The sequence below is a fragment of the Actinoplanes sp. NPDC048791 genome (genome assembly GCF_040650095.1).
GTDB lineage: Bacteria > Actinomycetota > Actinomycetes > Mycobacteriales > Micromonosporaceae > Actinoplanes.
In genome coordinates this window covers 1-19,937 of record NZ_JBEZGQ010000039.1, presented here as the reverse complement: position 1 = coordinate 19,937, position 19,937 = coordinate 1, and the positions used below count along the sequence as shown (strand labels likewise).

General features: G+C 69.5%; 13 protein-coding genes. 3 read left to right on the top strand and 10 right to left on the bottom strand.

From position 1 onward, the window contains the following. Nucleotides 1–501, top strand: a 501-nt coding sequence (locus AB0C29_RS05545) for a glycosyltransferase (protein WP_360815578.1), incomplete at its 5' end; no start/stop codon positions are given. A gap of 59 nt (nucleotides 502–560) precedes the next feature. Beyond that, nucleotides 561–1,802 carry an SGNH/GDSL hydrolase family protein gene (locus tag AB0C29_RS05540; protein WP_360815575.1) on the top strand — a complete coding sequence of 414 codons (1,242 nt, stop codon included), beginning with the start codon at nucleotides 561–563 and terminating at the stop codon, nucleotides 1,800–1,802. 43 nt (nucleotides 1,803–1,845) lie between these two features. Here the strand turns inward: AB0C29_RS05540 and AB0C29_RS05535 are convergent, their stop codons facing one another. Together AB0C29_RS05535 and AB0C29_RS05530 are read right to left on the bottom strand one after the other, a co-directional pair. Continuing rightward, the gene (locus AB0C29_RS05535; RefSeq protein ID WP_360815573.1) at nucleotides 1,846–2,352 is read right to left on the bottom strand and encodes a DUF3455 domain-containing protein; all 507 of its coding nucleotides are present in this window, start codon (nucleotides 2,350–2,352) and stop codon (nucleotides 1,846–1,848) included. 164 nt (nucleotides 2,353–2,516) lie between these two features. Continuing rightward, on the bottom strand, nucleotides 2,517–3,881 hold the full coding sequence (locus AB0C29_RS05530) for a cellulose binding domain-containing protein (RefSeq protein WP_360815570.1): 1,365 nt from the start codon (nucleotides 3,879–3,881) through the stop codon (nucleotides 2,517–2,519). 237 nt (nucleotides 3,882–4,118) lie between these two features. Between AB0C29_RS05530 and AB0C29_RS05525 the strand changes: the two genes are divergently transcribed. Then, nucleotides 4,119–5,873, top strand: a complete 1,755-nt coding sequence (locus tag AB0C29_RS05525) for a hypothetical protein (RefSeq protein ID WP_360815568.1) — start codon at nucleotides 4,119–4,121, stop codon at nucleotides 5,871–5,873. 14 nt (nucleotides 5,874–5,887) lie between these two features. Here AB0C29_RS05525 and AB0C29_RS05520 read toward each other — a convergent pair whose 3' ends face one another. From AB0C29_RS05520 to AB0C29_RS05485, 8 genes are all read right to left on the bottom strand, one after another. Further along, complete coding sequence (locus AB0C29_RS05520; protein ID WP_360815565.1) at nucleotides 5,888–7,324, bottom strand: RICIN domain-containing protein; 1,437 nt, start codon at nucleotides 7,322–7,324, stop codon at nucleotides 5,888–5,890. After that, a complete protein-coding gene (locus tag AB0C29_RS05515) occupies nucleotides 7,321–9,729 on the bottom strand; it encodes a ricin-type beta-trefoil lectin domain protein (RefSeq protein WP_360815562.1) in 2,409 nt (802 codons plus the stop codon). The genes AB0C29_RS05520 and AB0C29_RS05515 overlap by 4 nt, the downstream gene beginning before the upstream one ends. 40 nt (nucleotides 9,730–9,769) lie before the next feature. Continuing rightward, a complete protein-coding gene (locus tag AB0C29_RS05510; protein ID WP_360815559.1) occupies nucleotides 9,770–11,221 on the bottom strand; it encodes an endo-1,4-beta-xylanase in 1,452 nt (483 codons plus the stop codon). A gap of 30 nt (nucleotides 11,222–11,251) precedes the next feature. Beyond that, the gene (locus AB0C29_RS05505) at nucleotides 11,252–13,591 is read right to left on the bottom strand and encodes a beta-L-arabinofuranosidase domain-containing protein (RefSeq protein WP_360815557.1); all 2,340 of its coding nucleotides are present in this window, start codon (nucleotides 13,589–13,591) and stop codon (nucleotides 11,252–11,254) included. Between the two features lie 64 nt (nucleotides 13,592–13,655). Next, complete coding sequence (locus tag AB0C29_RS05500; protein ID WP_360815554.1) at nucleotides 13,656–15,113, bottom strand: endo-1,4-beta-xylanase; 1,458 nt, start codon at nucleotides 15,111–15,113, stop codon at nucleotides 13,656–13,658. A gap of 80 nt (nucleotides 15,114–15,193) precedes the next feature. Further along, nucleotides 15,194–17,242, bottom strand: a complete 2,049-nt coding sequence (locus tag AB0C29_RS05495; protein WP_360815551.1) for a family 43 glycosylhydrolase — start codon at nucleotides 17,240–17,242, stop codon at nucleotides 15,194–15,196. 459 nt (nucleotides 17,243–17,701) lie between these two features. After that, nucleotides 17,702–18,748 carry a glycoside hydrolase family 11 protein gene (locus AB0C29_RS05490; RefSeq protein ID WP_360815548.1) on the bottom strand — a complete coding sequence of 349 codons (1,047 nt, stop codon included), beginning with the start codon at nucleotides 18,746–18,748 and terminating at the stop codon, nucleotides 17,702–17,704. A gap of 78 nt (nucleotides 18,749–18,826) precedes the next feature. Further along, nucleotides 18,827–19,937 (bottom strand): hypothetical protein (locus AB0C29_RS05485; protein WP_360815545.1); only part of this gene is annotated, 1,111 nt, incomplete at its 5' end.

The following is a 19,937-nucleotide window of genomic DNA, read 5'->3' as shown; positions in this document are numbered from 1 at the left end:
GAGAAGACCCCGGCACTGTTGCTGCGGGCGTACGCCCGGGTGCGCGCGGCCCGGCCGGACGCCCGGCTGGTCCTGGTCGGGGTGTCGCAGCAGCGCCGGCACCTGGCCCGCCGGATCACCGCCCTCGGGCTGGACGGCCACGTCCAGGTTGTTCCGCCCGTGCCGCACGACGCGATCGCCGGCTACTACCGGACTGCCGATGTGCTGGCGTTCGCCTCCACCACGGACACCCAGAGCCTGGTGCTGGCCGAGGCGGAAGCGGCCGGGCTGCCGGTGGTGGTGGCCGACCCGGAGCTCGGCGTCCGGCCGGGAGCCGCCGGGGCCGCGCGCTTCACCTGCGAACCGACGCCGGACGCGATCGCCGCCGCGCTGCTGCGCATGCTGGACGACGACACCTTGCGGGCCGGCGTGACCCGGGACGGCATGGCGGCCGCGGCGGCGTACCCGCCGGAGGTCTTTCTGCGCCGGTTGGAAGGGATCTACCACCGGGCCCGCTCTTGACACATCGACGACCTGCGATGTGCAATGCGCTGACAACGATGTCAACGGCAGGGAGCGCGATGATTCTCCGGCGTCTGACCATGGCCGTCCTGCTGGCGGCCGCCACCGGTGCGACCGGGGCGGCGGCACCGGCCCGTGCGGCCGACCCGGTGCGGATCATGCCGCTGGGCGCGTCCATCACCTGGGGCACCTCCTCCACCGACGGCAACGGCTACCGCGAGGAGCTGCGCAGGCATCTCGCCGGCGACGCCGGGGTCGCGATCGACTTCGTCGGATCGCAGCAGTCGGGCACGATGACGGATCGCGACAACGAGGGCCACCCGGGGCTGCGCATCGACCAGATCGCGGCGAACGCCGACGCCTGGCTGGCCGCCGCCCGGCCCGACGTGGTGCTGCTCAATGTCGGCACCAACGACACCCTGCAGAACTACGACCTGCCGAACGCGCCGGCGCGGATGCGCGACCTGCTCGACCGGATCGTCGCCGCCCGGCCGACCGCCGCCGTGGTGTTGTCCACGCTGGTCCCCTCGGGCAATCCCACCAACGACAGCCGGGCGCGGACCTTCAACGCCGCCCTGCCCGCCATCGCCGCGGAGCAGGTCGCCGCCGGGCACAACGTCCGGCTCGTCGACCTCACCAGCACCCTGACGGCCGCCGACATCGGCCCGGACACCATCCATCCGACCGACGGCGGATACGTCAAAATCGCCAACCTCTGGCACACCGCCCTGCGTCCGGTGCTGGGCGCCGGCCGGGCCTGGCCACTGTTCCGCACCGACTTCGGCGACGCCGCGCAACCCACCTGGACCAACAGCGTCCACGCGAGCGTGAACGTCGGCGGCTTCTGCTGCGGCCTGACCGCCATGGAATCCGCCCGCCGGGCCGAGACCGCGCACGGCGGCACGTACGCCCTCATGTACTCCGGCAACGACACCAGCGCGACGCAGTCGTACTCGTACAACAAGGTCTTCGACGTCCACGTCCCGATCGCCGCGGACACGACGCTGTCGTACTGGATCTACCCGCAGTACCCGGCCACGTCGGTCGCCCTCGACCTGTTCCTCACCGACGGCCGCAGCCTGCGGGACTCCGGCGCGACCGACCAGTCCGGGGTCCGGGCCCACCCGCGGTTCCAGGGCCAGGCGGGTCACCTGCGGCTCAACGAGTGGAATCTCGTCCGGATCCCGCTGAGCGCCCTGGCCGGCGGCACCGTCGACCAGATCTGGATCGGGTACGACCAGCCCGGCACCACCGGCCTCTTCCGTGGCTACGTCGACGACATCGACATCGTCAGCGGCTGAGCCCACCCGCGGCGGAAAACCCATGCAAGGTCATTACATGAGGTCAGTTGCCCCAGAAGATGTAGTTGGCGTTGTAGGGCACGCTGGCCTTCTGGCCGTCGGTGCAGGCGGTGGCCGGGGCCACGCCGCCGAAGGTGTTCATCCGCTGGATGTGGGTGACCGTGCTGAGCATCCCCGACCCGGACCGGGTCCTGACCTCCAGCAGCAGCTCCGGGATCGCGCCCGGCACCGGGGAGTTGGCCACCGGGGCGGCGGTGATCAGCGAGCCGTCCGCCTCGGACTGCCAGGTCGGGCCACCGAAGTGGTGGATCTTGCGGTTCGCGCCGTCGAACAGGCCCGCCTCGGGAACCGACGAGCCGGTGAACTTGCCACCCGTACAGGTGTAGGTCTGGGTTCCGGTGCCGACCACGAACTGGCCGATGATCCGCAGGCCGGCCAGCGGCTGGAGGGACGGGGCCTCGGCGGCCGAGGCCTGGTAGGTGACCGCGGAGACGCCAGCCGTGACGACAGCGGCCGCGGTGAGGGCGATTTTACGCTTGAGTGTGGGCACGTGTACGAGTACGCGGCTGCGGCCGTTGCCGATGGGTGGCTGCCCGCAAGGTCGCCCAACGTTGCCCGATGAGACCGCGCCGGCGGGAATGCCCGATGCGAACGTGCGGTGGCTTGCGCGGCCCACAGCACGTTCGCATCGGACTTTCCCCGGATGAGTGCGGCTCAGCTGGTGACGCAGGGAACTCCATCGAGGACGAATGCGGTCGGTGCGGCGCTGTTGCCGGTGTGCCCGGCCTGGAAGCCGATGCTGACCGACCCGCCGGCGGCGATCGTGCCGTTGTAGCCGGCGTTGCGGGCGGTCACCTGCCCGGAGGTGGGGCTGTAGGTGGCGTTCCAGCCGGAGGTGATCGTCTGCCCGGCGGCGAGGCTGAAGCTCAGCGACCAGCCGTTGACCGCGGTCGTGCCGGTGTTGGTGAGGGTGATGTCCGCGGTCAGCCCGGTGTTCCAGGCGTTGACCTTGCTGGACACCCGGCACGCCTGGCCCGCGGGGTTGCTGGGGCCGGGGCTGCTGGGTCCGGGGTTGCTGGGCACCGGATCGCTGGGCATCGGGCTCGAGGGCGCCGGGCTCGACGGCCCCGGGGTCGTGCTGATGGGCGAGGTGGCCGGCCCGAACTGGCTCAGGAAGCGCCAGACCTCACCGGTCGTCCACGTGGTCGCGGTGTTGGTGCCGCCGCCGTCGGCCGGCTCGGGCGTGTGGTCGCCGTCGAAGGCGGCCCACTGCACCGGATACCCGGCCCGGCACCCCGCGTACGCGGTGGTGATGTGCCGCCCGCTGCCGTTCGGGGGCTCCGGCGGGTTCTGCGCGGTGCAGCCGTTGACCCGTACGAACGTGTCGCGGATCTGCCGCCCGGAGCTGATGTTCAGCACGCTGTCGTGGGTGCCGTGGATCCCGAAGTAGGCGACCGGCTGGGTGCCGCCGGCGCAGCCGCTGAGCTGGGCACCGGAGTACGCCACGACCGCGCGGAAGATGTTGGGCCGGGCGCAGGCCAGGGCGTAGCTCATCGAGCCGCCGTAGCTCCAGCCGAGCGCGAAACGCTGGGTGGTGTCGACGCAGAGGTCGTTCTCGACCACCCGCAGGATGTCGTCGACCAGGGTCACGTCGCGGCCGTTGGTGTTGGCCCACCCGGCGTCCAGGCCCTGCGGGGCGATGAAGATCGCGCCGTTGCCGGACGCCCGCTGCTGGCCGTAGAAGGCCCACGCCGCGCCGGCGGCACCGCCCCCGGCGGCCACGTTCTGCGCGGAGCCGTTGAGCCAGTGCAGCCCGACGAACAGCCGGTACTTCAGGGTCGGCTGGTAGTTGTCCGGGACGCGCAGGATGTAGGTGCGGGACTGGCCACCGCTCTGGATCGTGTAGGTGCCGTTGCGCAGCGTCGGCGTCTTGCCGCACCCGGCGGTCGCCGCCAGCACGGTGGGCCCGTCGGCCGCGACGGTCCCGGCCGAGGCCGCGACCACTCCGGCCCCGACCAGGAGCGCAGCGGCGGCCAGGACCACGCCCACCATCGACGGGATCCGTCTTCTGCTCGCCATCGCGTCACTCCTCGCTGATTGCACACGAATATGAACGCAGGCTACGGGAGCGCTCCCACGCATTCAAGAACTTCACTGGCAAATAGTTAATCGACCTGCGCCGTGCGTTCTCGTAACAGTTTTTCGCCGGCGATGTTCCCCTTATTCGGAACCGCTCTATTGCTGCGCCGGAAGTCGTGTTAGCTTTCCTCGCGCTCACCAGGATCTTTCTGCGTACGGGGGTACGTCTTGTCCGATGTGGTCACTGAGAAGGCAACGAGGTCACGGTTCGTCCGGCTGCTGCGGCTGCTCCGGCACGAGTGGACCGTCGCCACCGCCGGCTCGGTGCTGCTCGCGATCGTCATGGTGTGGCTGCTCCCGCCGTACGCGAGCCGGCTCGTCACCGGCGGCGTCAAGCAGGAGACCATCGCCAACCCGGTGCGCACCATCATCGGCGACGCCGGCGACCCGACGGCGCAGGCCTGGATCGTCGCCTGGAACGGCCAGTCCCTGCGGCACGGCCTGCGCGGGCTATGGCACACCAACGCCTTCTACCCCGACACGTTCGGCCTGGCCTACACCGACACGCTCTTCGGCTACGCGCCGGCCGGGCTGATCGGCGAGGGCGTGACGGCCGCCGTGCTGCGCTACAACGTGCTGTTCGTGCTGACGTTCGCGCTGGCCTTCCTCGGCGGCTACGCGATGCTGCGCCAGCTGGGCGCCGAACGGGTGGCCGCCGCACTGGCCGGCGCCGCGCTGGCCTACGCACCCTGGCGTTACGACCATGCGGGTCACCTGAACATCATGTCGACCGGCGGCATCACCCTCGCCGTGGCGATGCTGGCCCGCGGCCACGGCTGGTCGCTGACCCGCGGCTACCGCAGCGAGCGGGTGCGGCCCGGCTGGGCGGTGGCCGGCTGGCTGGTCGCGGCCTGGCAGGTGACGCTCGGCTTCGGCATCGGCCTCGGTTTCGTCTACCTGCTCGCCCTCGCCTGCCTCTGCGCGGCGATCGGCTGGCTGGTCCGGGGCCGTCCCCCGCTGGGCCGCCGGCTGATCCTCGCCGACCTCGCCGGCGGGCTGGTCTTCACCGCGGTCACCGCGTTCTTCGCGTACGGCTACCAGCAGGTCCGCGAGCTCTACCCGTACGTGACCCGGTCCTGGGACTACGTCGCCGTCTTCTCGCCGACGCCGCGCGGCCTGTTCGTCGCCCCGCAGTACTCGCTGCCCTGGGGCACCCTGCACAACGACGCTCGGGCCCAGCTCGGCAACGCCGCCAACGAGAAGGCACTGCTGTGCGGGTACGCGCTGTATCTGCTGGCTCTCGGCGGCCTCGTCCTCTCCTCGTGGTCGGTGCGGCAGCGCCTCCTTCTGCTCGCCGGCACGGTCCTGGGGATCCTGTTCGCGCTCGGCACCAACGGGCCCACGTACCGCCTCCTGCACCTGTACGTGCCCGGCTTCGACGGCAGCCGTACCCCCGGGCGGTTGATCCTGTGGCCGACCATCTTCATGGCCGTCCTCGCGGCCGGCCTGCTCACCAAGCTCGCCCGGCTGGCCCGGGCGGCGACCCTGCCGCAGTGGCAGACCGTCGCCGTCCGGGTGCTGACCATCCCGCCGTTGCTGCTGGTGCTGGCCGAGGGCATGCCGGACATGGACCATCCGGACACCCCGGTCGCACCGGCCGCGTTCGCCATGGCGTCGGCGCCGTTGATGGTGCTGCCCTCCGACGAGAACGTCGACACCAACGTCCTGCTCTGGTCGACCGACGGATTCCCCCTGATGGTGAACGGGGCGTCCGGCTACATCCCGCCCAACCACCAGGGGCTCCGCGACCTGATGCAGACCTTCCCCAGCGAGCCCAGCCTGGATCGGCTGCGCGGGCTGGGCATCCGCAGCGTGGTCGTGCTGCGCGACCGCGTTCCGGGGACGCCGTTCGAGGCGGTGCTGAGCGCACCGACCCCGCCCGGCGTCATCCGTCAGGACATTGGCCCGGACATCCTCTACACCATCAGCTGACGTCCGCCGGCGGTCTACTGCCCCGCGACGATCTTCCAGCGCTGGTTGGCGCTGGTGGAGTCGCTGTACTGCCCGATGGTCGCCCCGTTCGCCGTGCGGCCCATGCCGTCGAGATAGAGGCCGGTGGCCCGGTTGCGCAGCCGCACGTTGTTCGCGTCGGTCAGCACGGACCACTGCTGGTTGGCCGACGTTCCGGTGGTGTACTGGCCGGCGGCGCTGCCGTTGGCGGTCCGGCCCATGCCGTCCAGGTACAGCCCGGTGCCCTGGTTCCTGATCCGCACGTAGGTGCCGGAGTTCTCGACCACCCACTGCTGGTTGGCGCTGGTGGTGGCGGAACCCTGACCGACGTCGGAGCCGGCCGCCGTACGGCCCAGGCCGTCGGCGTACCGGCTGGTGGCCGTGCCGACGATCCGGACCGTTGTGCTGCCGCCGGTGCCCATCCCCCAGGAGTACTGCAGCCGGTTCAGCCCGGAGGCGTTGGTCAGCGTCAGGTTCAGATTCGCTCCGCTGCCGGTGCGCCTGGTCAGGCTGTACCAGTCGCCGTCGCGCAGACCGGGCCAGTAGACGCCGCCGACACCGAGCTCGCGCAGCTTCGCACTGACGCCCCGCAGGTAGTCGGCGAAGAACGACCCGCTCGGGATGTTGTAGTCGATGGTGTCGTACGCGACCCCGTTCTTGCTGCCCGGGCCCATCGGACCACCCCACTCGGTGGCCACCGTCCGGGACGCGTACCCGCCGATCGAGCTGGCGAGGTGGTTGCCCCACGAGGTCTCGTCCTCGAAACCGGCGAAGAACGAGTAGTCGTGGACGGCCAGCAGGGTGTTGTTCAACCGGGTGTCCTGGCCGACCGCGGCGACGTTCTGAGCCAGCCCGGCACCGTCCAGGATGACCCGGCCGCGCGGCACCCCGGAGTGCCGGTTGAGCCAGGTGTTGTACATGTTGTTCAGGTCGGTCGTGGAATACCCGTGCGGCTCGTTGATGACCTCGAAGTAGGCGTTGCTGTTCCCGGCGTACCGGGCGACGACGGTGTCCCACATGCGGTCGTAGGCCGCGGCGTCGCTGGGCCGGCCGCCGGTGTAGGCCCAGTAGGCCAGGATCACTTTGCCCTTGGTGAGCGCCTGGTCGATCGCCCCGGTGTAGGTGCCCCAGTAACCCGCGACGGTCGGCTCGTTGATCGGCATGCGGACGGTGTTGGCCCCGGTGATGGAGTACAGCTGCCCCACCACCCGGTCGGCGACGGTGGCCGCCGAGGCGTACGTGTCGGTCGCGCCGAGACCCGAGACGTAGAGCACCCCGTTGACGAAGTTGTCCCGCTGGTCGGCCCAGTTGACGCCCCGGAACTCGGTGGTGGCGGCCCGCGCCGGCGCCTGGACCAGTACGGTCCCGGTGACGGCGAGGGCGGCGGCGAGCAGGATCCGCCCCGTACGGCTCAAGGCCCTGGTCCTGTTCACGATCTGATCCATCGCTGGTTGCTCCCACCGTTGCAGGTCCACAGACTGACAGTCGTACCGTTGGCCGTCCCGGCGCCGGTCACGTCCAGGCACAGGCCGGACTGGACGCCGGTGATGGTGCCGTCGGCGTTGACCCGCCACTGCTGGTTGGCGCCGCCGGTGCAGGACCAGATCCGGACCTGGGCGCCGGCGGAGGTGTTCGCGGCGTCCAGGCACTTGTTGCCGTACACGGTCAGCTGGTTGCTCGAGGTTGAGGTCCACCTCTGGTTGGCGCCGCTGTTGCAGTCCCAGATCTGCACGGTCGCCCCGTCGGTCTGGCTCTGGCCGTTGACGTCCAGGCAGCGGTTGGAGCCCGCACCCCGGATCTCCCCGGTGGGGGTCGTGCCGCCCCCGAGCGGGGTGATGGTCAGGTTGTCGAACTGGGCCGGCACGCCCTGGCCGGTGGCGTAGCCGATCTGGCCGGCCACCCACGCCGAGTCCGAGACGCTGCCCACGGTCGTACCGTCGATGGCGGCGGTCAGGGTGCTGCCGTTGAGCGTCAGGGCCAGCTTGTGCCAGCGGCCGGTGCCCAGGGCCGCCGTGGTCCCGCTGGCCAGCGTGCGCTGGTTGCCGGCGGTGCTGTTGCTGCGAATGGACCACGAGCCGTTGTCGGCCACCCGCAGGTAATAGGCGTTGAGGTTCTGCGGGCCGTCGTGGTTGTAGTTGCCGGCCCGCCCGACGAGCTGGGCGTAGCCGCTCTTCTCCAGCATGACGTCGGTGGAGACCGTGTAGTTGCGCCAGTTGACGTCACCGAGCAGCGTGAACGGCTCGGCGTGACCCGACGTCCAGAAGATCGGCGCCTGTTCCGACATCTGGCGGATGCACTGACCGGTACGGCCACCGCCGCACGCGGCCACCTCGAACGAGCCCTGGTGGTCCGACAGGTACTTCGCCTGCCGGCCGGTCTGGTAGCTGTCGAAGTCATCGGCGTACGGCAACGCGAGAGCGCCCTGGGCGGGGCTGGTCGCCGTGCCCTTGCCCGCTCCGGTGGTGGTCGTGATGCTGTAGACGTAGCCGGGCTGGACGGTCAGCGAGTACGAGCCGTTCGACGGGGTGATGTCGGTGCGCCGCACGAAACGGTCGGCCGGGTTGCTCGACCTGACGTTGGTGGACCACACCCGCACGGTCCCGGTCGACAGTCCGCCGGTGACATTGAACTGGAGGTCCTGGGCCGAGCCGGCGTCCATCGTCTCGATGACGGTGCTGTAGTCGCCGGTGGAGGGAGACCTCAGCGAGACGTAGCTGCCGTTGTTGCGGTTGCCGCCGAGGTAACCCGAGGAGTTGTCGAGGTAACGCCATCCGGGTGCGGTGAACTGGGTGGTGTGGGCCATGACCCAGGTGCTCGTACCGATCGAGTAGTAACCGGACCAGGGCTGCGGCGCCACAGCCACCCCCGTGGTGGCCCAGGGGATGTTCGGGGTGATCGCGGCGATGACCGGCCAGTTCAGGTACGCGGTCATCTTCCCGTCGATGTAGTCGCGGTTGATGCCGCGGGCCAGAGCCGGCGCGCCCGCGTTGTAGTCGTCGGAACCGTTCTCGCTGGCCCACAACGTCTTGCCGGAGTTGACGGCGTTGGCCGAGCTCGGGCATGAGGTCTGCGCGCTGCGGTAGCCGCAGACATAGTGGCTGCCGACCACCGAGATGGCCGCGCCGAACGCCGGGTCGCGCAGCGCGTCGTCGGCCGAGCCCCAGCCGAAGTCGTCCGAGGCCACGATCTTCACGCCCGAGTACCCACGGGAGTTCAGGGCCGAGCGCAGGTTCTTGTACCAGTTCAGGTCCCGGCCGCGTTCGTTCCAGCCGCCGAGGTAGTCGATGGTCAGGCCGTGCGAGGTGGCGCAGCCGAGCCACGCGATCAGGTAGTCGATCGAGTCGTTGGACCAGAAGTTGCCGTTGCCGATCCACCCGGGCGCACCCCAGGACAACCCGACGAGCTTGATGTTCGGGTTACGGGCCTTGGCCTGGCCCATCATCCACCACTCGTACCCGCGGTCGCAGTTCACGGCGCCCCGGGTGTGCTCGTGGCTCGGTTCCGCGCCGGAGGTCGAGTTGGTGTCTCCCCCGATCTCCACCTTCATGATCTGCATCGCCGCGCCGTAGCCCGGCTTGAACAGGTAGTCGAGGATGTCGCTGCGCTGCGGTTCGGGGTAGTCGAACAGCAGGCGGCTGTTGCCGCCGCCGCCGCTGATCGCGCCGACGCCGTCGAACGTCCGCCCGCCCGACGAACCGTTGATGGTGATCGCCGTGGCGGCCTGCGCCGGCGCCGGGTACGCGACCAGCGCACCGGCCAGAGCCAGCAGCAGGCTCGCGGCCGCTGCCCAGCCGCGCCGCAGCCGGCGGTGCGACCGGTCGTCCTCACGTGTTGTCATCACAATGCCTTCCTCTTCGGCCATGGACGTGGGACGTCGGTCAGGAGCTGGTGCACGAGAGGGCGCTGGGCGCCGTACTGCTGCTGCCGTTGACCAGGAAGCCGAAGCTGGTCGAGGCGTTCGCGCCGACAGAGCCGTTGTACGCGGCGTTGCGGACGCTGACCGTGCCACTGGAGCCGGTGTTGACGCCGTTCCAGACGTTGGCGATGGTCTGCCCGCCGGCCAGCGTCAGCTGGACGGTCCAGCCGTTGAGGGTGGCGGAGCCGTTGTTGCTCACCGTCACCTCACCCTGATAACCACCGTTCCAGGTGCTGGCCGTGTGGTAGGTCGCGGTGCAGCCGCCCGGCTGGCCGGTGACGGGCGGGGTGCTCGGTGGCGTGCTGGTCGGGGTGCTCGGCGGGGTGCTGGTGGGGGTGCTCGGCGGCGTGCTCGTCCCGGGCACCGTGGTGGAGGCGGCGTTGAGGGCGTTGAGCACCGACGTGTACGCGGGCTTGGGGTTGCTGTTGCGGTCGAACAGCAGCGGGCTCTCGTTGCCCCGCCAGGAGTCGCTGTCCCGGATGCCCCAGGTCGTGATGCCGACGCAGCGCGGGACGTTCATGCACGCCTGGGTCAGGCCCTGGTACTGACTGGCCGAGGCGTTGGTCACGTCGGCCTCGGTCAACGCCACGTCCACGCCCAGCGCGGCGAAGCTCGACAGCGTCGTCTGGAAGTTGCCCGGCAGCGAGCTGCCCCCGGTGAAGTGGGTCTGCAGGCCCACGCAGTCGACCGGGACGCCCCGCGCCTTGAAATCGCGGATCATGTTGTAGACGCCCTGCGTCTTGGCGTACGTCCAGTTCTCGATGTTGTAGTCGTTGTAGCAGAGCTTCACGCCCGGGTCGGCGGCCCGCGCGGTGCGGAACGCCACCTCGATCCAGTCGTTGCCGGTGGACTGCAGGTTCGACGAACGCCGGCTGCCGTTCTCGGCGAAGGCCTCGTTGACCACGTCCCAGGCGTAGAGCTTGCCCTTGTAGTGGGCCATGACGCCGTTGATGTGGTCGATCATCGCGGTCCGCAGGGCGCTGCCGCTGAGGCTGCCCCAGAAGCGCGGTTGCTGGGCGTGCCAGGCCAGAGTGTGGCCCCGGACCCGCATGCCGTGCTGGATGGCCCAGTTGTAGATGGCGTCACCGGCCCGGAAGTCGAACTGGCCCCGGTTGGGCTCGGTCGCGTCGGGCTTCATCTCGTTGACGGCCGTCATCATGTCGAACTCGCGGTTGGCGATCGTGAGGAAGCCCGCGTCGTTGAGGCGGTCCCCTCCCATGGCGGCGCCGAAGTACCGGCCGCTGCGCTCCGCGGCCGCCTTGAGGGTGGTGCCGGGCGGGCCGGTGAGGTCGGCGTGGGCCAGGGTGGCCACGGCCACCGAGGACACGGCGATCGCCACGGCGCAGGCAGCGCCGAGCAGCAGCCGGGCGCGACCGCCGGTACGGCGACCCGCGCGAGCAGAAACAGTGGTCATGAGTGTCTTCCTCCTCGAGGTGCGGGCCGGTCAGGCGAGCTTGACCAGGCGCCAGACGTTGTCGGCGGAGCCGTTGTCGGGGTCCTGGACGGCCTGGGCGCCATAGGTGCCGGAGCCGTTGAGAATGGCCAGCAGCTTCCCGCTGTTGACGTTGCGGATCTTGTAGGTGCCGTTGCCGAGGTCGACCAGCGTCCAGCGGTGGTCGGCGGTGCCGTTGTCCGACCACTGCAGGACCCGGGCGTTGTCGGCCGTCGACATGTTCTCGACGCCGAGCACCTTGCCGCTGTTGACGTTGCGGAACCTGACCGCGCTGCCGTCGGTGATCCTGACCCAGTTGTGGTCGGCCGTCCCGGTGTCGCCCCACACCACGGCGAGCCCGCCGTCGGCGGTGGACATGTCCTTCACGCCCAGCACCAGGCCGGTTCCGACGTTGACCAGCTTGTAGGTCTCACCGCCGCCGGGGGTGCTGCCGTTGGCGTTCCAGTAGACGGTGTAGTTGAAGCCGTGCGCGTCGTGGAACGGCCCGATGGGCACGCTCGTGCCGTTGGCCGTCGCGGTGAAGCTCAGGCTCGACGTGCTGGTCCGGGCGATGGACGAGACCGTCAGCGACGGCGGCGAGGACAGCGCGGTGTTGCCATAGTTTCCGCACAGCACCGCCGGTCCGTAGGTGATCGCCTGGACGCTCGCGTTGTCGTTGGCGGCCAGCATGACGACCCGCATCGGCAGGGTGACCGTCAGCGTGTCCCCCGCCGCCCAGGCCCGGGTGACGGTCGCGTAGCTGCCCGGCGTCGCGGTGACTGCCTGGGCCGCCCCGTTGACCGCGAGCACCGCGTTCTGAGTCCAGGACGGGATCCGTACGCGGATGCTCCAGGTGCCGCTCATGGTGCCGGACAGGGTCAGCGTGGTGGTGTCGCTGACCGGGTACGTCGTGGACTGGGTGACCGTGATGCCGCGCTCCGACCAGTTCAGCGTCGAGGGCGCGAAGAGGTTGACGGTCAGGGTGGTGCCGGCGAAGAAGTAGATCGAGTCCATCAGCCGGGTGTTGGTCTCGATGCCGGTGCCCTGGCAGCACCAGAACGAGTTGTAGTCGGTCGAGTAGGTGCCGCCGCCCCAGGCCGGGCCGACACCGCGACGCCCACCGGGCTTCAGCGGCGTGAAGTAGGTGACGCCGCCGTGCCCGTCGGCCGGGTTCTGCGCACCGATCAGGTGGTTGAGCAGCGCCCGCTCGTAGTAGTCGAAGTAGCCGGCGTTGTTCGGGTCGAGCAGCCACAGCTCCCGGGTCAGCTTGAGCATGTTGTACGTGTTGCAGTGCTCGCAGGTGTCGTTGCTCAGGTAACCGGCGATCGCGTTCGGGGCGCGGAAGTGCTCGGCCTGGCTGTTGCCGCCGATCGCGTACGTGTGGGCCCGGGTCGTGATGGCCCAGGCGTTGGCCGCGATGTCGCGGTAGCGGGTGGTGCCGGTCGCCTTGTACTCGCGGGCCGCGCCGACCCACTTGGGCACCTGGGTGTTGGCGTGCAGGCCGTTGAGCTGGTCGGTGTTGGCGGCGAGCGGGTTGAACACGGCCTGGTGGTCGAAGCGCTGCGCCACGGTCAGCCAGCGCGCGTCGCCGGTCTGCTGGTAGATGTCGGCCAGCACGTCGTTCATGCCGCCGAACTCGGTGCCCAGCATCGCCTGCAGCTGGCTCCCGCTCAGCCGGGAGGTGCGGGAGTCGACCCAGCCGGCCAGCGCGAGCAGCACCGTACGGGCCTGGTCGTTGCCGGTGAGGCGCCACACGTCGAGCAGCCCGGCGAGGGTCTTGTGGACGCAGTAGTAGGGCACGTTGCCGTTGGAGAGCGTACGGGCCTCGAGCGCGGTGAAGTCCGACTCCGGGAAGCCCGACAGGTATCCCGCGCCGAACCCGGCGGCACCGTTGTTCGCCTGGCACTTGGCCAGCTCGGCGACCATGTAGTTGGCCTTGTCCCGGCAGGTCGTGTCGCCCAGCACCGCGTAGGCCTGGGCCCAGGCGGTCAGGAAGTGACCCTGCATGTGGGAGCGGAACGGGAAGGACGGGGCGTCCCAGCCGCCGTTGGTCGCCGCGCCGTTGGTCCCGAGCCGGTGGTTGGCCCGGAAGACGTAGAGCAGCCGGTCGACGTCGACGAAGCGCAGGTAGCTCAGGGTGCGGTTCTGGTTGTCCAGGAACCGGCCCGCGGTCAGCCGTACCTCGCCCGGCCGGAAGGCGTACGCGGCCGCGCCGATGTCCGGACGGACCGGCGGCACGACCGCGGCCGCGGCGGGCCGGGCGTCGAGGACGCCGGCTCCGGCCGTGCTGACCAGGGCGGCGGCACCGGTGGCCTGGAGCAGGCGACGGCGACTGAAAGCGGAGGACGACATGGGGGAAACTCCTGTCGGAGGCGGTGGGGAAACGGTGGATCCGGTACGGGCGGGGACGGCGGTGCTATCCGACCTTGCTGAGCTGCCATTGCTGATTGGTGCCGTTCCAGTCGGCGTACTGCACGATGTTTCCGCCGTCGGCGGTCGACGCGCCCTGCACCTCGACGGCCTTGCCGCTGTTGCGGTTGATCAGCTGGATGTAGCCGTCGATGGTCTGGAGGCTGAACTGCTGGTTGGCGGCGTTGTTGTCGGTCCACTGCACGATCACGCCGCCGTCCGCGGTGGAGGCGCCGGAGACGTCCAGGACCTTGCCGGACAGCCGCGACTTGAGGCGGTAGAAACCGCCGCCGGAGTCGACGAACTGCCACTGCTGCTGATTGCCGTTGTTCCGGCTCCACTGGGTGATCCGGGCGCCGTCGGTGGTGGCCAGGTTGTAGACGTCGATCGCCCGGCTGCTGTTGCGGTTGACCAGCACGTACCAGGCGTTGGTGTCCACGGTCGATCCGCCGCCTCCCCCGTTGCCGGCGTTGAGCTCGTTGAGCACTGAGGTGTAGGCGGCTTTCTTGTTGCCGGAGCCGTCGAACAGCAGCGGGTTGTCCGAGCGCCAGGAGTCGGTGTCGCGGATGCCCCACACCGTGATGCCGGTGCACCGGGCCACGGCCAGGCAGGCGCGGGTGACGGAGGCGTAGATGTTGGCCTGGTTGCCGCCCTGCTGGACATCGAGTTCGGTGATCTGCACGTCGACGCCGAGGTCGGCGAAGCGTTGCAGGTTCGCCTGGTACGTCGAGTCGATGGTGGTGCCCAGGTGGGACTGGAAGCCGACGCAGTCGATGGGCACGCCGCGGGACTTGAAGTCGCGGACCATGTTGTAGATGCCGGTCGACTTCGCGTTGATGCCGTCGGTGTTGTAGTCGTTGTAACAGAGCTTGGCGTTGGGATCCGCGGTGCGGGCGGCGCGGAAGGCGGCTTCGATCCAGTCGTTGCCGGTGCGCTGCAGGTTGGAATCACGGCGGGCGCCGCTGCCGCCGTCGGCGAAGGCCTCGTTGACCACGTCCCAGGCGTAGATCTTGCCCTTGTAGTGGGTGGCGACCTGGGTGACGTGGTTGATCGCGGCGCTGCGCAGGGTGCTGCCGGACAGTGATTGGGCCCAGCCCGGTTGCTGGGCGTGCCAGAGCAGGGCGTGGCCGCGGACCTTGGCGCCCATCGCGATGCCCTGGTTGAGGATGCGGTCGCCGCCGTTGTAGTTGAAGCTGCCCCGGGCGGGTTCGGTGGCGTCCCACTTCATCTCGTTCTCAGGCGTGACCGAGTTGAACTCGCTGTTCAGGATCCGGGTGTAGGTGCCATCGCCCAGCCGGCCGGCCGCGATCGCCGCACCGAAGTAACGGCCCTTGGCGGCCGCGGAGGCGCCCAGGGTTGTGGCGGCGTCAGCCGAACCCGCGACGGCGAGAGTGGTGCCGGCGATGAGGGCCGCGGCGGCCGCGGCGAACGGGGCTCGCCACCAGCGGGAAGTCTTAGTGATCATCTGCGGGACTGCTTTCGGGAGCGGGGATGGGGGTCGCCGGGCGGCCCGGCGGACGGGCCGGGCCGCGCGGCGTGTCGGGGTTACGGGGCGGTCAGGTCGAACCGGTTGACGGTGACCGCGCCGCCGAGGGCCTGCGTGGCGTAGTTGAAGATGCCGAAGCGGTAGCCCATGAAGAACTGCCAGTCGTTGTTCAAGGTGAGCGCCGGGCCGAGGTTGGTGAACGTGCTGCCGTTGGTGCTGTACGAGAAGGTGGCCGTACGCCCGGATCCGGGTTGGATGTTGGCCGTGGCCCGCAGCCAGATCGTGCCGCCGGACACCGTCGCGCCGGCGGCCTCGGCGCCGGTCCCCGTGGTGGTCCAGCCGCTGGTGGACATGCTCAGCCCGTTGGTCATCGAGACCCGGGTGACGCCGTTGTCCTTGCGGATGCCGATCCACGCCGACTGGTCGCGCAGCATGGCCAGGCCGGACCGGTCACCGTTGGCCATGGCCGAGTAGTCCAGCTGGATCGTGGCCGTGGACGTGGGGCCCTGGATGCGGTGCGTCAGGGTGTTGCGGGCGTTGTAGAGGTCGTTGGTGACCGTGGCGGTCGACAGCCGCAACCCGTTGCCGACACTGAACTTCGAGGTGTCCGGGTTGTGGTTCCATTCCCAGCGCTGACCCAGCGCGGAGCCGGTGAACGTGTCCGGGCCGATCATCGACTGCACGGTCTTGGTCGTGCTGATGTTCGGCTTCGGGTAGCTGGCGCCCCAGCGGCCGTTGACCGTCTGCAGCACCGGCCAGCCGTCGCCGCTCCAGGTGATCGGCGCCAGCGTCGGCATCCGGCCACCGGGGTAGGCGTCGGTGAAGGCCATGTACCACCAGTCACCGTTCTGCGTCTGCACCAGGCCGCCCTGGTGCGGGACCCCGCCGCCGGAGATCGGCCCGGGCAGGTTGAGCAGGACCTGGCGCTGCTCGTACGGACCCCACGGGCTGGTCGAGCGCAGCACGTACTGGCCGTTGGCCGGGCGGGTCAGCCAGATGTAGTAGTAGTTCCCGCGCTTGTACATGCGGGAGCCTTCGAGGGTGCCGATGCTCGACGGGGTCTGGTAGACCGTCTGCGAGCGCACCTCCGCGGTCAGGTCGGAGTTGAGCTGCGCGACGCTGATCGTGCCGTTGCCGTAGGCCACGTACGGGGTGTCGTTGTCGAACAGCAGGCCGGCGTCGTAGTAGCACTTGTTGATCCGGGCCTTCTTGCTCCAGCCGCTGCCGACCGACACCGAGGTGTAGACGTAGGTGCGGTTGAACTCCGTGCAGCCCAGCCAGTAGTAGGTGCTGTTGCTGGGCCGGTAGTTGAACGCCGACGCCCAGATGCCCTTGACGTAGGCCCGGCCGCCGTTGAGGTCGTAGGCGTTGGAGTCGAAGTCCAGCCGCGGCACCGAGTGCCCGGCGTACTCCCAGTTCACCAGGTCGTACGAGCGCAGGATGGGCGCGCCGGGCGAGTAGTGCATCGTCGACGCCGAGTAGTAGTACGCGTCGCCGACGCGGATGATGTCGCCGTCGGCGAAGTCCTGCCACACCACCGGGTTCGTGAAGGTCCCGGTCGGCGGCGGCGTGGTCGGGCCCGTCGTGGGTGTGCCGGAGCCGACCTGGACCAGCTGCCATTGCTGGTTGGTGCCGTTCCAGTCCGCGTACTGCACGATGTTGCCGCCGTCGGCGGTGGAGGCGCCCTGCACCTCGAGGGCCTTGCCGCTGTTGCGGTTGATCAGCTGGATGTAGCCGTCGATGTCCTGCATGCTGAACTGCTGGTTGGCGGCGTTGTTGTCGGTCCACTGCACGACCGCGCCGCCGTCCGCGGTGGAGGCGCCGGAGACGTCCAGGACCTTGCCGGACAGCCGGGACTTGAGCCGGTAGAAACCGCCGCCGGAGTCGACGAACTGCCACTGCTGCTGGTTGCCGTCGTTGCGCGACCACTGGGTGATCCGGGCGCCGTCCGTGGTGGCCAGGTTGTAGACGTCCAGCGCTTTCCCGCTGTTGCGGTTGACCAGGACGTACCAGGCATTCAGGTCCACGGCGGCGGCCGAGGCGGCCGGCGCGGCGACAACCGTGACAGCGATGCCGGCCAGCAGAGCCAGCACTGCGGTAATGGCCATGTATCCGCGCCGCCAGAGCCTTTTGGGGGGTGTGCCGCGTGCGTACATTTCGCCGCTCCTTGCCGGGGGATCCCAAAATAGTGAACGTTCACAACTTGCCGAAGACGGATGCCTGGTGGCCGAACGGAAGGGGGATCCAGACATCAGACATTCAAGAATGGCAATGTTGCCAGAGTGTTTCACCGCACTCAAGAGCGACGGCCCGCAAACTTGCCTGAAACAGAGTTTTGGCTGGTGGTGAACTTGCGATGAAGCTCGCGCGGCTGAACCGGACGGACGGCCAGCACCCTTCAGACGTCAGATGTACGCCAGAGGTCGGCCCGTCGTAACACTTTTTCCGATGGCGTTTTCCGGAATGCGCCTGTCCATTTGCACAGATGGCGACCGCCGACCATTCGGCGAAATGACGACGCCTGGCCGGAGCAGCATTCGCTGTTCCGGCCAGGCGGGTACGAACAATCAGCTGCAGGCAGCCCCGTTCAAACTGAAACCGCTGGGCGCGGCGGCGTTGCCGTTGTGGTTGGCCTGGAAGCCGATGGTCGTCGAGCCACCCGGCGCGATGGTGGCGTTGTAGCCGACGTTGGTGGCCACCACCTGACCGCTGGTGGGCGAGTAGGTCGCACTCCAGCCGCTGGTGATGGACTGCCCGGAGGCCAGGGCAAAGTTCAGCCGCCAGCCGTTGATGGGCGCCGTACCGGTGTTGGTGATGGTGATGTTGTCCGTCAGCCCGCTGTTCCACGCGCTGACGGTGTTGGTGACCCGGCAGGCACCACCCTGGGACGGCGGCGGGGTGGTCGTCGGCGGGCTGGTCGGCGGGGTCGTCGTCGGGGGCGGGGTGGTCGGCTGGGTGGACCCCTCGCTGACGGTGATGGTGGAGCTGCCGTTGCTCTGGTAACCCTCGGTGGCCATGATCTGGTAGTCGTGCGTGCCGAGGTTCAGGCCGAGCCGGGCCCAGGCGTTGAAGTGGTTGGCCGTCGTGATGGTGCCGCTGCTGCGGTGCTGCTGACGGACGCTCCAGTACTGGTAGAACGTCGCGTTGCCGATGATGGACGGCTGATTGACCCGCTGGGTGCGGTAGATGTCGTACGTGCTGCCGTCGGTGGTGACCGAACCCAGCCGCTGGCTGCCCGAGCTGGGGTTGTACGTGCCGAAGTCCTCGACGACGTAGTACTCGATGAGCGGGTTGGTGGTCCAGCCGTAGAGCGCCAGGTAGCCGTTGCCGTTCGGGCTGAACGTGCCCGAGTAGTTCACGGTGTGGCTGGAGCCGGGCTTCCAGCCCTTGCCGCCGACCCAGTTGTTGATGCCGCTCATCCGGACGCTGTAGTTGCCGCCGGCCCCCAGCGTCATCGTGACGTTGCCGCTGTCCTTCCAGTACGAGAAGAAGTAGCCGTTGTGGGTGCCGGTCAGGTTCGAGGTGATGGTCCGGTCGGCTTCGGCATGGGCGACACCGGCCACGGTGATCGAGGCTGCTGCCAGTACGGCGACGGTGGCGCCCCCGAGAAGCATCCTCAACCGGCCGCGCCGGCGAGCCGGGGGTGGAACGGAATGGTCGTTCACGTGCGACATCCTTTATTCGTCGGGGGATCAGGCGGGGAGAGTCACCTGGCCGGGAGCCGGACGCTGGGTGGTCGTGCCGTCGCCCAGCTGCCCGTTGGCGTTGTTGCCCCAGCACCACAGGCTGTCGCCGGCCTGGAAGCCACAGATGTGGTAGCCGGGCGCGAAGTCACTGGCCCACGTGGTGGCCGTGCCGATCCGGGTGGGTGCGAACCGGTGGGTCGTGGTGCCGTCGCCGAGCTGACCCGTCGAGTTGTTGCCCCAGCACCACAGGGAGCTGTCGGTCCGGACCGCGCAGGCCGTGTCGAAGCCCGCCCGTACCGTGCTCCAGCTGGTGGCCGTGCCGACCTGGACCGGGGTGGTCTGGTGGGTTCCGCTGATGCCGAGCTGGCCGTACCCGTTCTCACCCCAGCACCACAGGGTGCCCTCGGCGCGGACCGCGCAGCTGTAGGCGTAGCCGGCGGTCACGCCGGTCCACGTGGTCGCGGTGCCGACCTGCGCCGGGGCATCCCGGTAGCTCAGACCGCCGACACCCAGCTGTCCGTCGGTGTTGTTGCCCCAGCACCACAGGGTTTCTTCGGTGCGGACGGCGCAGGTGTGCGCATAACCGGTCGCGACGCTCGCCCAGGTGGTGGCCGTGCCGACCCGCACCGGAGCGGTCGCGATGTAGATGTCCGAGCTCATGCCCAGCTGCGCGAAACGGTTGAACCCCCAGCACCACAGGCTGCCGTCGGTCCGGGTGGCACAGGTGTGGCTGTCGCCGGCACTGACACTGGCCCAGGTGGTGGCGTCACCGACCTGCACCGGGGTGGTCCGCATCGTGGTGGTGCCGTCGCCGAGCTGGCCGCGGAAGTTGTTGCCCCAGCACCACAGGGTGCCGTCGGTGCGGATCCCACAGGTGTAGCTGGTGCCGGCGTCGAGGCTGGCCCAGGTGGTGGCGGTGCTGATGCGTACCGGGGTGGTCCGGGCGGTGGTGGTGCCGTCACCCAGCTCGCCGAGGTAGTTGCTGCCCCAGCACCACAGGGAGCCGTCGGTGCGGACCGCACAGGTGTGGCCGTAGCCGGTGGCGACCTCGGAGACGGCCGCGGCGCTCAGCGCGGCGGGGCTGGGCGCGGCTTCGCCGAGCGCGGCCGGGCTGCCG

Bases quoted from the DNA above. Each gene is read 5' to 3' on its own strand.
- AB0C29_RS05500 (WP_360815554.1), bottom strand. From the start codon at position 15,113: ATGATCACTAAGACTTCCCGCTGGTGGCGAGCCCCGTTCGCCGCGGCC.
- AB0C29_RS05490 (WP_360815548.1), bottom strand. From the start codon at position 18,748: ATGCTTCTCGGGGGCGCCACCGTCGCCGTACTGGCAGCAGCCTCGATC.
- AB0C29_RS05515 (WP_360815562.1), bottom strand. From the start codon at position 9,729: ATGACAACACGTGAGGACGACCGGTCGCACCGCCGGCTGCGGCGCGGC.
- AB0C29_RS05510 (WP_360815559.1), bottom strand. From the start codon at position 11,221: ATGACCACTGTTTCTGCTCGCGCGGGTCGCCGTACCGGCGGTCGCGCC.
- AB0C29_RS05540 (WP_360815575.1), top strand. From the start codon at position 561: ATGATTCTCCGGCGTCTGACCATGGCCGTCCTGCTGGCGGCCGCCACC.
- AB0C29_RS05495 (WP_360815551.1), bottom strand. From the start codon at position 17,242: ATGGCCATTACCGCAGTGCTGGCTCTGCTGGCCGGCATCGCTGTCACG.
- AB0C29_RS05505 (WP_360815557.1), bottom strand. From the start codon at position 13,591: ATGTCGTCCTCCGCTTTCAGTCGCCGTCGCCTGCTCCAGGCCACCGGT.
- AB0C29_RS05530 (WP_360815570.1), bottom strand. From the start codon at position 3,881: ATGGCGAGCAGAAGACGGATCCCGTCGATGGTGGGCGTGGTCCTGGCC.